7 protein-coding genes are annotated in these 16112 nt (G+C 41.4%); 3 read left to right on the top strand and 4 right to left on the bottom strand.

Going from position 1 to position 16112, the window contains the following annotated elements; genetic code table 11:
- Positions 1-20: 20 nt before the first annotated feature.
- From ACQR30_RS00275 to ACQR30_RS00265, 3 genes are all read left to right on the top strand, one after another.
- Entirely contained in the window at positions 21-2204 is a 2184-nt protein-coding gene (locus ACQR30_RS00275) for a glycosyl hydrolase family 95 catalytic domain-containing protein (RefSeq protein ID WP_429729609.1), read from the top strand.
- Between the two features lie 229 nt (positions 2205-2433).
- Positions 2434-4326, top strand: coding sequence for a glycoside hydrolase family 97 N-terminal domain-containing protein (locus ACQR30_RS00270; RefSeq protein ID WP_429729606.1), 1893 nt, complete (start codon positions 2434-2436; stop codon positions 4324-4326).
- Between the two features lie 308 nt (positions 4327-4634).
- The gene (locus tag ACQR30_RS00265) at positions 4635-7022 is read left to right on the top strand and encodes a glycoside hydrolase family 95 protein (protein WP_429729603.1); all 2388 of its coding nucleotides are present in this window, start codon (positions 4635-4637) and stop codon (positions 7020-7022) included.
- A 238-nt stretch (positions 7023-7260) separates the two neighbouring features.
- Here ACQR30_RS00265 and galB read toward each other — a convergent pair whose 3' ends face one another.
- From galB to ACQR30_RS00245, 4 genes are all read right to left on the bottom strand, one after another.
- Positions 7261-9813 (bottom strand): beta-galactosidase GalB, encoded by a 2553-nt coding sequence (gene galB, locus ACQR30_RS00260; protein ID WP_429729600.1) that lies wholly within the window; start codon positions 9811-9813, stop codon positions 7261-7263.
- 74 nt (positions 9814-9887) lie between these two features.
- Positions 9888-12206 (bottom strand): glycoside hydrolase family 20 protein, encoded by a 2319-nt coding sequence (locus tag ACQR30_RS00255; protein WP_429729597.1) that lies wholly within the window; start codon positions 12204-12206, stop codon positions 9888-9890.
- A gap of 120 nt (positions 12207-12326) precedes the next feature.
- On the bottom strand, positions 12327-14600 hold the full coding sequence (locus ACQR30_RS00250) for a glycoside hydrolase family 3 C-terminal domain-containing protein (RefSeq protein ID WP_429729594.1): 2274 nt from the start codon (positions 14598-14600) through the stop codon (positions 12327-12329).
- Between the two features lie 58 nt (positions 14601-14658).
- A partial coding sequence (locus ACQR30_RS00245) for a glycosyl hydrolase family 95 catalytic domain-containing protein (RefSeq protein WP_429729591.1) occupies positions 14659-16112 on the bottom strand: 1454 nt, incomplete at its 5' end.

Here is a 16112-nt window from a genome sequence, read left to right as displayed (position 1 = left end):
TACCATTCAAACGATAAGTCATGCCGGTTAAAATTACGTTGATTATTTCCCTCTTTTTGTTATCCCCAGTTGTTCGGGGTCAAAGAGAAATCGTCAGCATACCTCCGCCCAAATTCAAAAATATCTGGAATGAACCACCCAGACATATTCCCAATAATGTTTCTATTGATGCGCCCTTAATGGGCAACGGCGATATCACGATGAGCCTGGGGTACAACGAAGATGGCAGGTTGCGTTATTATTTATCAAAAAATGATTTTTGGCGCTTACAGTCAAAGGCAGACGGGTTATCTGGACCGCGTGTCGTTGGTTTTATTGACATACAATTGGACGGGTTTGGAAAAGGAAAGTTTTCTGCCGAACAGCTTATTAGAAATGGACTGACTACGTGTAGATTGACGAATAAGAACGCCCCTGGAATCGAAGCGCAGTCATGGGTATCTGCAACAGAAAATTTGATATTTATTGAACTAAAGGCCATAAATAAGGCTTCCGATATTTCTATTAATTTAACTGCTCCGGAAAACAAAAGGGCCATCCTAAAGGAAGGTCACCAAAAAGAGACTTACTGGTTATCTCGCGCATTTGTCGAGCGTGTAGATATACCCACAGAAGTTGCAGTTGCACTAAAATCCATTCCTTATAAAAGCAATAAGATGGTATTGCAACCAGGTAAAAAATTGATTATCGCTATTGCAATTGAAAGTAAGTTTGATCACAAAAAGCCGCTGGAATATGCATTAAACAGCGTAAGGAAAATCAACAAAAACACGATCAATCGCCTTTTTCAGCAACACAATAAATGGTGGGACAACTATTGGAATAAGTCATGCCTGACTGTAGAAGACACGGTTTTGATGAAGGCTTATTACCAGGGTCTTTATACTATGGCAGCCTGTAGTCGTGATCAGCAATTTCCGCCCGGAATATTTGGCTGGACAACCACCGACAGTCCTTCTTGGAACGGCGATTATCATCTGAACTACAATTTTCAGGCTCCTTTCTATGCACTTGCGGCAGCTAATCGTTTGCAACAAACAATAACGCAGGATCAGCCCCTTCTTGATTTTATGCCTCGCGGTGCTTGGTATGCCAAAAATATAACGAATACAAGAGGTATTCTTTATCCCGTTGGAATTGGTCCGTTGGGAATTGAAACAACCAGGGATTTTATAAGCTATAGGAACAGCAATAATTTTGAAAAAGGGGGACTCTTTTTTGGTCAACGTTCCAATGCGGTTTATGGTTTGATCAATATGGCTCAGTATTGGCGGTGTACCTATGATAAAAAGTATGGGGAGAAGATATATCCTTATGTAATGGCGGTCGTAAATTTTTGGGAAGATTATCTAAAATTTGAAAATGGCAGATATGTCATTTATGATGATGCCATTCAGGAAGGAACCGGAAAAGATAAAAACCCCATACTTTCATTGGGCCTTATTCGAAATGCGATTAATCTAGCGATTGACTTGAGTTCTACACTAAAAAAAGACGAAAACAGGCAGGCAAAATGGAAAGACATATTACCGAGACTAAGCGATTATCCTGTTCAAATCCGAAATGGTAAAAAAGTATTCCGTTATACCGAGCAAGGCGTTGCCTGGTGGCAGAATAATGGCTTAGGTATTCAGCACATATATCCCTCCAATGGTATAAACTTAAACAGTAATGCGCAATTGTTAAAGATTGCTCGTAATACAATTGATGAAATGCAACGCTGGCAAGACTTGAACACAAGTAATAGTTTCTTTATGGCTGCCATCAGAGTCGGGTACGATTCGAGTGTTGTCATGAAAGAGTTGCATAAATATGCTTTACATACCTATCCAAATGGATTTCAATTCAACAACCCACATGGCATTGAAAACAGTTGCACGGTGGCCAATGCTCTTAATGAAATGTTGTGTATGAGTGTCGGCGATGTCATCCGCTTATTCAGTATGTACCCAAGAAATCAAAAGGCAGCGTTTCAAAGCATTCGGACATGGGGCGCATTTCTTGTTTCTGCACGTTTGGAAAACGAAGAAGTTAATGGCGTAAAAATAATAAGCGAAAAAGAAAGACCATGTACCATTGCCAATCCGTGGAAAAACCATAAAGTGCGCTTAATCCGCAATGGAATAAACGCAGAAGTCCTTGAAGGTAATAAGCTTTGCTTTAAGACTGCATCCGGTGAGACAATTCGGTTGAAGCCTTTGTAAAGTAGTTTAGTGTGTAAAATCAACAATTTTGAAATAGGTATTTAAGTGGTCAATGTACGCTGACAAAAAGTAAATCAGTACGACCGGCATTTACAGCCGATGGGCAGAAGTCACAGGACCATAACTTACTACATGGCACTTAAATTTGGCAATAATAAGCCAAACGAAGAAAAACGATTTCGTTTACCTGCTTTTAAGACATAAATAATTTGCATATAAATAAAATGACATGAAGATTCTAAAAATATTTTTTTGCTTTTCCTATTTAGCGGTAAGTGTTAATTTAATAAGTGCGCAATCTTTTAAACAACTGGCTTCACCAGATGGAAGGATAGTATTTTCATTCAATTTGACAAAACAAGGTGCACCGGAATACTCCGTCAACTACAAACGACAACCCTTTATCCTACCCTCCGCACTTGGTCTAACAGGTTGGGAAAAAGGGCTGGCGTTGTCGGGCGTCTCTGTTTTAAAACAAGATACAAAATGGAAGCCGGTATATGGGGAAAGAAGTATTGTAAGAAACCATTACAGAGAAATGGAAATCAAGCTCCGCCATACAAAGAAGGATCATTCAATATTATATATACAGGTAAGGGCATATAATGAAGGAATTGCCTTTCGTTATAAACTGTCATCTGCACTGAAGACCGGAGCACGGATTACTATTAAAAATGAGTTGACGGAATTTGTGATGCCCCACGGAGTGAAAGCCTGGTATACGGGTTCAGCTCAAGGCGCGTATAGTTTATTGCCTTTAAAAGACTGGCCAGGCGAGGCAGAAAGACCCTTAGTGCTTCAATTTCAGGATGGGCGATATGGTTGCCTGGCTGAAGCAGCAGTAGTGAATTATGCGCGCACTAAATTTTCTCTAGATGCCGTAAAAGCAAATACAATTTGCTGCAAAATGTCCGGCAATGTCTTACTATCAACACCGCTCACCACCCCGTGGAGATTGATAATGGCTGCCGACAGCCCTTCAGATTTATTAGCCAACAATGATTTGTTGCTGAATCTAAATGCACCCTGCGCTATTAAAAACACCTCCTGGATAAAACCAGGTAAAGTCATTAGAGAGGTAACGCTTACAACTGCCGGTGCTAAATCTTGTATAGATTTTGCCGCCCGACATCATCTGCAATATATTGAATTTGATGCAGGCTGGTACGGTCCGGAAAATGATTATGCATCAAGTGCCCTAGCTGTAAATATTGATCCAGCAAGGTCTGCAGGGCCGTTGGATCTTCCAGAAGTTATCAATTATGGGAAGCATAAGGATGTGGGGGTAATTCTATATGTCAATCAAAGGGCGCTGGCAAAACAGCTGGACAGTATCCTACCTTTATTTAAAAAATGGGGCGTAAAAGGGATAAAATTTGGATTTGTAGATGTAGGTTCTCAACAAAGCACATCCTGGCTACACCACGCAGTGCGGGAAGCTGCCAAATATCAACTTATGGTGGATATTCACGATGAATACCGACCAACCGGGTACTCAAGAACATTCCCCAATTTGTTAACCCAGGAAGGAATACGCGGAGACGAGGAGAGCCCTACTAATCACCAGGTGCTGGAGACAATGTTTACTCGCATGATTGCCGGGGCCGGTGACCAAACCAATTGCTACTTTGCCCCACGAGTGGCTATGATGGGTTCGCATGGCGCGCAAATGGCGAAAGCTATTTGCATTTATAGTCCGTGGCAGTTTATTTACTGGTATGATCGTCCAACAGATTCGCCTATTCAAAAGGGCGGAGCAGGGACCTCAGCTTCAGTTATCCAAGAAATACCCGATCTAAGTTTTTATGATGCGCTACCTACTGTTTGGGATGACACAAAAGTAATGGAAGGGGCAATAGGAGAATATGGAACCGTTGCGCGGCGTAAGGGCGACAATTGGTTTGTAGGCTCTTTGACATATCAAGCGAGAACTCTTTTGTTACCACTAAACTTTTTAAAGAAAAATCAACGGTATGAAGCGACTATTTTTGCCGATGATCCCTCTTTGCTTACCCCCACTAAACTTTCTATTAAAAAAGTGACAGTGAGTGCTTCCACAGTTTTAAATTTCAAATTGAAATATATGAACGGATTAGCGATCATTATCAAACCTCTTAATTGATTACACTAACTGACCAAGCACGGTCAATAGGCCTATTCTTCTTTTTACATAATGGCCGTTTGCGAATGTTGGTATAAAAAATAACACACTGGACGTACCTTCAATAAAGTTTACTTATTTTACTTATTGATAAACAAAGGTTTTGTAAGTTGTTTCAAAGTAGGCAGCTTTGATCAATAGCTATCTCTTTTACTGAATTCATTATAGGTATAATTGTCTCAAAAAAAATGACCATGATTAAAAAAATATGCTGCACCTTGAGCCTTTGTTTTTTGCTTCTCTTTTTCGCAAAGGGGCAAACAAACGATATGAAACTGTGGTATCGTCAGCCTGCTAGGAATTGGAATGAAGCTTTGCCCGTAGGTAATGGAAGACTTGCCGCAATGGTGTTTGGCAACCCGAAAAAAGAGATTATACAATTAAACGAAGGCACACTATGGGCTGGAGGGCCCAACAACAACGTTAACCCGGAGGCAAAGCCTTATATCGCTCAAATTCGTCAATTACTTTTTGAGGGCAAATATGTGCAGGCACAAAGAATGGCCGACAAAGACGCCGGGCCAAAAGGTAATAGTGGTATGGCTTATCAATCAGCCGGAGACCTGGTTATTGATTTTGGCAACAGAGAGAATATTCAGAATTATCACCGCGATTTGGATTTGGCCTCGGCAGTAACTCATGCATCCTATAAAGTGGGCCATGCAAATTTTACCGAATCTGTGTTTACCTCCTTTGCTGATCAGGTCATTGTTATCCATCTTAGTGCGGACAAAACTGGTGAAATCAATTGTCTTCTTTCATTAAAAAGCCAGTTAAAACATTCTATTTCTACAATGAATATGAAACTGGAATTAAATGGCATTTCAAGTGATCAGGAAAACATGCAAGGTCAGGTGAAATATACGACCATCGTTCAGCCCATCATAACCGGAGGTTTCTTATCAAGAACAGATACCAGTGTAATAATTCACCATGCAAAAGAAGCAACTATTATCGTTTCCATCGCTACCAACTTTAAGAATTATAAAGACCTTAGTGGAGATAATGAATTGCTTGCAAAAACTTTTTTGAACAAAGCCATTAAGAAAGATTATCAAAAACTATTAAAGAATCATGTCTGTGCTTATAAAAAGTTTTTTGATAGAGTAAGTCTTAATCTTGGAACCACAGATTCTATCAATAATCCGACAGACATACGTATTCAAGATTTCCACAATGGAAATGACCCTCAGCTAGCTGCCTTATATTTTCAGTTCGGCAGGTATTTATTGATCTGTGCTTCACAACCAGGCGGGCAACCTGCCACTTTACAGGGGTTGTGGAATAATATGATCAATCCGCCGTGGGATAGCAAATACACGGTAAATATTAATACAGAAATGAATTACTGGCTCACGGATAAAACAAATTTATCGGCGTGTATTGAACCTCTGTTGCAAATGTTGAAAGAACTCTCTGTTACCGGCCAGCGAAGTGCCAAAGAGAGATACGGCGCACGTGGCTGGGTAATGCACCACAATACTGATATCTGGCGAATTACTGGAGTTGTTGATGGCGGATATTATATGTGGCCCGAAGGCGGCACCTGGCTTTGCCAGAATCTTTGGGAGCATTATCTCTACACTGGAGATAAGCATTATCTGAAAGAATTATACCCAATACTAAAAAGCGCAAGCGAATTTTTCGTAGATGAATTGCAGGTAGAACCAGCACATCATTGGTTAGTGGTCTCCCCTACTATGTCGCCAGAACATTCCTATAAGGTCATGGATGGTACGCAGATCGATATGACCTATGGTGCGACAATGGATAATCAGTTGGTTTTTGATCTTTTTTCAAATACGATGCAGGCGGCTAAAATATTAAAAGTAGATAAAGCATTCTCCGATACCCTAAAGATGAAAAGGGATTCTTTACCTCCGATGCAGATCGGCCAGCATGCACAATTGCAAGAATGGATAAAAGATTGGGATAATCCAAATGACCATCATAGACATCTTTCCCATTTGTACGGATTATTCCCCAGTAATCAGATATCGGCATTTAGAACGCCCAAACTTTTTGAGGCCGCTAAAAATTCTCTTATCCAGAGAGGAGATGTATCTACGGGTTGGTCTATGGCATGGAAGATAAATCTATGGGCACATCTTTTTGATGGCAATCACGCGTTGAAATTATTAAAAGACCAGCTTAGCCCGGCGATTACCCCAGACGGAAATCAACGTGGAGGCACCTATCCCAACTTGCTTGATGCTTGTCCGCCTTTCCAGATCGATGGTAATCTTGGATGCACATCCGGTATTACAGAAATGCTTTTGCAAAGCGGAGATGGTGCCTTGTTTGTTTTACCGGCCTTACCGGACAGTTGGAAAAATGGAGAAGTCAAGGGGCTGAAAGGTCGCGGTGGCTTTGCGTTAGATTTCATCTGGAAGGACGGCAAACTCAATAAATTAGTAGTGCATTCCAGCATTGGCGGCAACTGTCGTATTCGGAGTTATCAACCTATAATAGCGAATCCGGGTATGGACACTAGCGCCGCCTGTTCAGCTATACAAAATAGCTTTTTCAATGTCCCTTCTATCAAGACTCCCCTTATCTCTGTAGCAGCACATTTGGAAGTACCGCAATTGCGCAAATCATTTCTTTATGTGTTCCCTACCAAAGCGGGAAAGCAATATGTTATTCATTTCCGTTAAGAAAGCAAAAACCATTTTCACAGCTGAGTTAGCGGTATTAGTATTATTTGCATTGAAAAAAGCGCCTTTGAAGTTATTATTTATAATGCGGGGAAGTATAAGCCGTGAAAAGGCCGTCTTCCCCGCATAAAGCAACACAACACGTGATGCATAGTTTTAACTTTTTGGGAACCCCAAAACGCTGAAATTAAATATCAAAAACACTGAACCATAGGTACCACAAATTATAATTCACTTCCTAGAGGGCGGTTTTTCTGTCAATATTGACCCAAATAGTTGCACTTTCAAGTCCGGCGGATTTCGCCATAACTTTTATTCTGCCTCTCGCATTTTTTTTCGCCTTGATGATCACCAACGCCATTCCATTAAATGCATTTTTGTCGTGACTTTGAAAGGATTCAAAACTAGTAGCATCTCCATTATCTGTGGCTACTATCTCGCCCGGTCCGTCTATTTCAAAATTAACTTTGGGATGCGAACGGGGAACCATAAGTCCGTTTTTATCTTCTACACGCAAGGTAATAAAAGCGTAATCCACCCCATCATTGGTGATGCTTTTCACATTACTCTTTAATGATAATTTAGCGCCGACACCAGTAGTGCGCACGATATCGGTTGCCCACTTGCTTCCGTTCTTATAAGCGATCACTTTTAATTCTCCCGGCTCATAAACTACACTATCCCAAACTAAACGATAATCAATATTAGGTCGCTTCTTCTTTCGGCCGAGACTCTTTCCATTCAGAAATAATTCCGCCTCATCTCCCGATGTATATACATCTACAGGAACTATAGAATCTATACGCTCTTTCCAATTCCAGTGAGGCAGGATATGCGCCATAGGAAAATCAGGTCGCCAATGTGATTGATACAAATAATAACGATCTTTAGGAAACCCTGCCAGATCTATTATACCAAAGTAACTGCTGCGTGAAGGCGGCTCGGTCTCTTTTAATTTCTTCAGTGCTTTGTCCAATTCTGCACGTTTGGAAGGATCATTTCTGAAGTTTAATAAATTCGTCGCATCGGATCCATAGGGCGTTGGCTCGCCTAAATAATCAAACCCCGTCCATACAAACTCGCCTAATAAATTAGGGTATTTCGCATTGGTCCTAAACTGATCATCGGGTGTACAGCCCCAGCCCGGCTTATCAAGATCGTAGGAAGAAATCTGCCAGTTGCTACGATTAGTACCAAAAAAATATTCCCCTCGTGAGCTCACACAACTGGAAGTTTCACTGCCAATCGTTGGCATATTTGCATACCTTGGATCTGCGTCCCATTTGGCTTGCTGTTCAAAGAAATAATTGACACCCATGATATCCAACGCTTGTGCAGCGCCAGACGCTCTACCTCCATTGGGATCATTATAGCCGTTAGAAACGGGCCGTGTAGCATCCTCTCTGTGCACAATATCTGCAAGTGATTTGGTCATTATAGAATCTCGTTGATCTATTACCTCATTACCAATACTCCATATAAATACGGAAGGGTGGTTACGGTCACGATGGATGAATGCCACTAAATCTTTTTCGTGCCATGCATCGTACAACTTGTTATAATCATTTTTCTTTTTCCCATGTTTCCACACATCAAAAGCTTCATCCCAAACTAAGAAGCCCATTTCATCTGCCAATTGCAATAACTCCGGTGCGGGTGGGTTATGCGAGGTACGAAGCGCATTGCAACCCATCGCTTTAAGTAAAGTTAATTGTCGTCTTAACGCACTAGTGTTGATGGCAGCCCCTAAAGCGCCTAAATCGTGATGGTTGCAGGTCCCCTGTATTTCAACTCGTTTACCGTTAAGTAAAAAACCATTATGCGCCGTAAATGTTAAACTACGAATACCAAGAGTGCTGTAATAAGTATCGATTTTTTTCCCTTTAACCAATACGTTGGTAACTGCAAAATATCTATGTGGATTTTCAATGTCCCATAGCTGAGGATGATGAATGGTAGTAGTCGTCTCTATAGTGCGATTGCTGCCTGATTTAACAAGTACATTTTGTGGCGTTGTGGCCACTATTCTTTTCTTCAGATTGTTGCCTTTTCCCGCTTCGAATATTTCTGTTTGTATTTGCAAACTTGCATCTCTATCGCTTTGGTTGGCCACTGTAATCGCCAATTGTACTTCAGCAGATTCTGCACTAACTTTAGGCGTCGTGATATAAGTACCCCAATGATCTATATGGATAGGGTTTGTTTTCACCAGCCACACATGTCTGTATATGCCGGCACCGGGATACCATCGAGAGTCCCATTTTTCTGTATTTAATTTTACGGCTAATACATTTTCTTTCCCATACAAAAGGTAGGGTGATAAATCCATGCGAAAAGAACTATAGCCATAAGGCCAAGTTCCCACATAATGACCATTCAGCCATATCTGTGCATAAGCCATGGCCCCATCAAAATCGATAAATATTTTCTTTCCCGCATCTTCTGCAGAGACATTAAAATGCTTTCGATACACACCAATTCCTTTCCAGGGTAATCTCCCTGTTTCTCCAGCTAAATCCATACGAAACGGCCCACTGATAGCCCAGTCATGCGGTAGTGTAACCTGCTGCCAATCGTTGTCATCGAAAGACATCGCCTCTGCATTTTGCGGCTCTTCGACACTTGAGCCATCAGGTTGTAGTCCATACCGATGAAATAACCAACCATTATCAAAAGAGACGGTATTAGCATCGCCAAGCCGTATAAATGACGATTGAGCACCAACAAAACCAACGCCCAACATGAGCGCGATTATAACTAATTGTAAACGCGTGATTGAAAAAAATTTCATTACTTTAATTTATCTCTTATAAAATAATTTCCTCAAGACCTCTCCTCTTTTTTTAGATCAAGAATCACTAAAACTTATTCCACTATAACCTCGTCACAAAACAACCAAGCTCCCTTTCCTTCACCAGGATGCCCTTTGGGACACTTGCCCAAATTTTTTGCCGTAATACGCAAATACCGGAATGTCCGCGCATCAAAATGAACACCGAAGTCTTTTATCTGTGAAGCTCTATCAGTAACGGGTATTGTATTATTTGCCGTCCCCACATCTGTGTAGTGCTCACCGTCAGAAGATATTTCAAACTTCACCCATTGGGGGAAAAATATCCATTGATTATAATTCTGTAAACATCCAAGGCTGGCAAAGCTAGCAGTAACAGGCTTTCCCATATCAATAGTGGCGACCATATCATTTGCCTCGAAAGCATGCCATTGTTTACCGGCATCATCTGTACCACGCATTCCATCGGTCAAGGTTGCCGGACCATTCGCCGGATAATACTTACTATTAGGTGTCGCGTACTGAACCGGCTTTCCGGTTGCTTTATTGAAGGTAAAAGACCGCCATGCGGCAGGAGCCTTAACCATACTACCGTTCAATGCTAATCCAGCTTTGAGTGTCATAGAACGAGTTACCTCCAAAGGTTTTTCGTAGCGCAGACTGCCAGTGTTGGGGGCTGTTCCATCTGTTGTGTAATAAATAACACCGTCTTCATTTTCAGTCTCCAAACGCACAAACAATTTTCCGTTAACAATATTTGGTTTAATATCCACTTTAAAATTGCCCTTTGAATAATGTAATCCACGTTGTTCAAACCCTACCAACTGTGGCTGTAACCGTCTATTGAAGTCTTTCCAGTCCCTTGCGTCTTTTGGACTCCATAACACTTCTGAAAGGGCCAGCATACGAGGCAGGATCATATATTCAACCTGCTCGTAAGTGGGAATATATTCTGTCCATAAATTGGCTTGCGCCCCTAGTATGTGTTTTGCTTCGTCCGCATTCAGTTCAGATGGAATTGGGTCATAGTTATATACCATTTTTAAAGTATTGAAGCCTCCAATAGCAGGAGGTTCTGTTGCCGGGTCGCCCTGGTAGTGGTCAAAGTAAAGCGGTGTACCTGGCGTCATCACCACATCATGATGCATTTGAGCCGCCTTAATGCCGCCAGATTCACCGCGCCAACTCATCACTGTAGCCTGTGGTGCCAACCCCCCTTCTAGAATCTCATCCCAACCCAATAACTTTCGCCCGTGTGCATTTAGAAACTTTTCTATCCTGCGCATGAAATAACTTTGCAATTCCTCCACATTTTTAAGGCCTTCTTCCTTCATTCGTTTTTGACACAATGGGCAATGTTCCCAACTTGTTTTGTCTACTTCATCTCCACCTACGTGAATATATTTCGATGGGAAAAGAGCCATCACTTCTGTCAGAACATTTTGAAGGAATATAAAAGTACTGTCATTGCCAGGACAATAATTGCTTTGTGCGTCTGCTGCATAGAAATCCCCCGGCTCGTTAAAAGAACGTTTATGTGGCAGGCAAGAAAATTGCGGATAAGCAGCCATTACTTCTTCTGAATGACCGGGCATTTCAATTTCTGGGACAATAGTTATTTCGCGAGCGGCCGCGTAAGCTACAATGTCTTTAATTTGCTGCTGCGTATAATATCCCCCGTAAGTTGCCTTGCTCCGGTCGGCATTAAATTTTACATCGCCCCAGTTCCAGGGTTTACCCCAGTCATCTACACGCCAAGCGGCTTCGCTCGTTAGTTTCGGGTATTTTTTTATCTCTATTCTCCAACCTGCACCATCCACTAAATGCCAGTGAAAAGTATTCATTTTATAAGTCGCCATTAAGTCGATAAATTCTTTCACCAAATCCGGCGAAAAGAAATGACGACTTACATCTAGCATCATCCCACGCCACTTAAATCTAGGGTAGTCCGTAATTTTCATACATGGGATTTGCAATAATTGATTTGTACGGATAGCCGGCAAAGTTTGCAATAATGATTGTACCGCATAAAACAATCCTTTAGGCTGATTTGCCTGTACTGTAATTTGGCTTGGTGTAACGATTAATGTATAACCTTCGTCACCTACCTGACTAGTAGCAGCGATGATAAAGCGAATATTTTTCCCTTTTTCCGAAGTGGTCGAAGTAGTAAGATGGTAGCCACTTATCTGTTTTATAGCACTGGTAAAATACTGCACGACGCCCGCCACAGCTTTATTATTTGCCGGCATCTGTATGTGCACTTTCTCATTCAATAAAAATATACCCTCCTGTTGTTGCAAACTTACGGGCTGCGGAATAATATGTATGGACAGTTGGGCCTGTAAAAGCGAAACCGTCAACAATAATCCAGCTATTAAAATAGCTCGCATGCTCCTTCTATTTTTAAAGCTTTTCAAAAAAAAATTCTTTAGGTTTGACATATAACTGTATTTATTGGTGGAAATAAAATAAAATATAATAAATTAATAATACGTATTCTTATTTCGGGATTACTTTATAACTTTCAGATTCCCTGTTAATCGAATATCCGCGCAAGACGATCCAATTTGGACTTGGTACGCTCCCGGTTCTACAATAAAATCATTTTTCTGCTCATCAAAATATTTCAAATCAGCGGCCCTCAATTTTATCGCAACAACTTTGCTTTCTCCTTTTTTAATAAAGAGCCGCTGAAAACCTTTTAAACTTTTATTTGGTTGTACTTCCGCAGAATGCAGGTCTTTTACATATAACTGCACTACCTCATCGCCATCATAAGAGCCCGTATTCTTCACAGTAAATTCTATCCTAATAGCATCTGTTTTACGCAATGCATGTTTACTCAATTTAAGGTTACTGTACTTGAAGGATGTATAACTTAACCCGTAACCAAAAGGAAATAATACCGCTCCTTTAAAATAACGATAAGTTCTATCTGCCATACTGTAATTGTCAAAAGAAGGTAAATCTGAAAGCGATTTGTAATAGGTAATAGGCAATCGTCCGGCAGGGTTGTATTTACCAAACAATACATCCGCCACAGCATTTCCACCTTCTTCACCCGGATACCATGCCTGCACTATAGCCGGTATGTTGTTCTGCGCCCAATTTACGGCCAATGCAGATCCGCTCGTAAGCACCAATACTATTGGTTTGCCGGTGGCAGCTAAATCTTTGAGCAAACTCGTTTGGTCCGCCGGCAGGTCCATATTAGTGCGATCTCCTTCATCAAAACCCCTTGTCAGTACAGTGGGCATCTCCTCTCCCTCCAAGCTTGAAGAAATACCCAAGTAGGCGATAATTACATCAGCTTGTTTGGCAACGGCAATAGCTTCATCGTGCAATCTTTGTTTTACGCCGTTCGAAACATCACTATGGTGGGCGATATCATACGGGTGCGTTCTTTCATCAGGGCGATTATCCCACGCAATGACACCCTGTGATGATACCACCCCCTCTTTGCCAATCGCATTAATAATTCCCTGTAAAAAGGTAACCGATTTTGATGGTATTCCGTGGTAATTTCCCAGTAAAATATCCGTGCGATTTATATAAGGACCAATAACTGCCAATTTTTTATACTTCAATTTTGAGAGAGGAAGCAATTGATTATTTTTTAATAATACAATGGACTGCTGTGCAACTTTTCTAGCAAATACTCTTGTACTTTCTTTATCAAAATCATTTGGACGAATGCTTGAAAAAGGCACAGATGCACTATCGTCGAATAAGCCAAGTTTCATTCTTGCAAGAAACAATCGAGTCACGGATACATCAATTTCTCTTTCTGTTATATATCCTTTTTTTACAGCATCATTTAGATTAGAATATTCGTCTCCGCAAGTTAAATCGCAACCTGCCTTCACAGCCAATGCACAAGCAAGGGCCTTATCGTCCGTATACTTATGCCCATTGTAAATATCGCCTATTGCACCGCAATCTGAGACCACATATCCCTGAAATCCCCACCTGTCTCGCAAAATATCTTTTAATAAAAAGTTACTTGCACATACCGGCACCCCCTCATAAGCATTATAGGCCCCCATCACAGACCAGGCATGTCCCTGCTTAATTGCCGCTTCAAAGGCCGGTAAATAAGTTTCAAATAAATCACGCTTACTTGTTACCGCATTGAATGAGTGTCTAAGTACTTCAGGGCCGCTATGCACAACATAATGCTTTGGCGTCGCAATCGCTTTAAGATATTTCTTATCATTTCCTTGAATACCTGTGATAAAAGCAACGGCAATACGAGAAGTTAAATAAGGATCTTCGCCATAAGTTTCTTGCCCTCGTCCCCAGCGGGGATCTCGAAATATATTAATATTAGGAGACCAAAAACTTAAGCCCGGCAATCCGCCAAAATGATTATATTTTTTATTTATTTGGCCATTGTAATATTTAGCCCGCCCTTCCGTAGAAATCATATCGGCTTCCCGATGAATAAGTTCCGGGTTCCAAGTTGCCGCCATTCCAATTGCCTGCGGGAAACAAGTTGCTGTTCCGTTATAAGCAACGCCATGGAGGCCTTCGTTCCACCATGTATACGCCGGTACCTGCAGACGCGGAATAGCCGGAGAAAGATATTGCATTTGCGAAATCTTTTCTTTTAACGTCATTTGAGAAACTAAGTGAGCCACCCTTTGCGCAAAAGATATGTGCGTATCATATAGACCGCTTTTATTCTGCCCCTGTGTCTTTGCAAAAGCAAACAAAGTCAGAAATAAAAAAATTGCAAGATTTTTCGTTCTTGTTGAACGGATATACCGTGGCGTATATTTCATTTTAAAAACAATCTTTAGATTAATAAAAGCCTCACATTCTCATGACGCATAAGACAATTTACAAGGATTCTATTCGACTAGACTTAATCTCTTTTTCACTTCCATTTACCCTTACTTTAACTTTCTTTGGAGTCGCGGAACTTATTTTATAGGAAGTAACTTTACCATTGCGCCAACTACAATCCACAGTAAAGCCACCGCGAGCTTTTAATCCATTGAAAGAACCACTCATTTTCCATCTATTCGGGATAGCAGGAAGCAGATTAATTTCTCCCGTTTGGCTTTGTAGCAGCATTTCGGACATTGCACCGCTAATGCCAAAATCCCCATCCATCTGAAATGGCGGACCCGTAAATAAATTAGGAAACATATTGTAGGTGATCAATCCGCGAATCATTATGCCGGCCTTTTCTCCCTCTCCTAATCTTGCCCACAAGGCACAGCGCCAGGGCCATGTCCAGGACTGACGGCTATCCCCAACCGTCGATGCTACCGTAAATGGCGTATTAATATTTTCACCATAATTGCCGCTACGACTACGCAAAGAAATAATAGCCGCTTTTGCGAGCTTCGGAGTTTTAGAAAGATTGATTTCGCGACCCGGGTAAACTGCAAATAAATGCGAGGTGTGCCGATGCTGATCATTAGGGTTATCTCTATCTGTCTGCCATTCCTGCAACTGTCCCCATTTCCCAATCTTATTAGGGGCAAGGTGCTTTTGCATATCGGCTATTTTACGCTGATAATCCGGGTCAACATCCAATGCGCGGGCCGCATCCAGATAATTCTGAAACAGGTCCCAAACCAATTCCTGGTCGTACATGACACCATCTTCACGAGGACCGTGCTCAGGAGACCAGCCATTGGGAACCACCAGTGTCCCATCAGGCAAATGTTTCAAGCGATCTTCCCAAAAATTACAGATTTCTTTTATCATGGGATAAGCCGTTTTTCTAAGATATGTGCTATCCATTGTAAAGGCCCAATGTTCAAATACATGATGCGCATACCAGGCACTTGCAGGGATATTCCACTGCCAACCATTACCTCCAAAAATACTCTGACTTGTACGTGCCGTCCAACCCCGGACATTGGCACCAAACGCCTTTCGCGTGGCGATGCGACAGGGTTCTTCTTGTGCAATAATATAATCTATTAAAGGAATTTGGCATTCTGACAGATTAGTAACCTCTGCCGACCAGTAATTCATTTGAATGTTAATATTATTGTGGTAATCGCTTGCCCAGGGTGGCGTATTGCTATTATTCCACAGACCCTGCAAGTTAGCAGGTAATCCGCCCGGACGGGAGCAACTTATTAAAAGATAGCGACCAAATTGAAACACGGTCTCTTCAAGCCCCGCGTCTTGTCCTGTCACAGCATACTTTTCTTTTCGTATGTCAGTAGGTAATTGACTTAATGAATCGGGGGTAAAACCAACGTGAATGCTTGCTGCTCCAGCCAATCTACTAAAATCTTTTATATGCGCTAACAGCAATTTCTTATATTTTT

It is taken from the genome of Arachidicoccus sp., assembly GCF_050436765.1.
Classification (GTDB): domain Bacteria; phylum Bacteroidota; class Bacteroidia; order Chitinophagales; family Chitinophagaceae; genus Arachidicoccus.
Note: the sequence above shows the minus strand (reverse complement) of the source record. Positions and strands in the feature narration are given on the sequence as shown.

Bases quoted from the DNA above. Each gene is read 5' to 3' on its own strand.
- ACQR30_RS00275 (WP_429729609.1), top strand. From the start codon at position 21: ATGCCGGTTAAAATTACGTTGATTATTTCCCTCTTTTTGTTATCCCCA.
- ACQR30_RS00270 (WP_429729606.1), top strand. From the start codon at position 2,434: ATGAAGATTCTAAAAATATTTTTTTGCTTTTCCTATTTAGCGGTAAGT.
- ACQR30_RS00265 (WP_429729603.1), top strand. From the start codon at position 4,635: ATGAAACTGTGGTATCGTCAGCCTGCTAGGAATTGGAATGAAGCTTTG.
- galB (WP_429729600.1), bottom strand. From the start codon at position 9,813: ATGAAATTTTTTTCAATCACGCGTTTACAATTAGTTATAATCGCGCTC.
- ACQR30_RS00255 (WP_429729597.1), bottom strand. From the start codon at position 12,206: ATGCGAGCTATTTTAATAGCTGGATTATTGTTGACGGTTTCGCTTTTA.
- ACQR30_RS00250 (WP_429729594.1), bottom strand. From the start codon at position 14,600: ATGAAATATACGCCACGGTATATCCGTTCAACAAGAACGAAAAATCTT.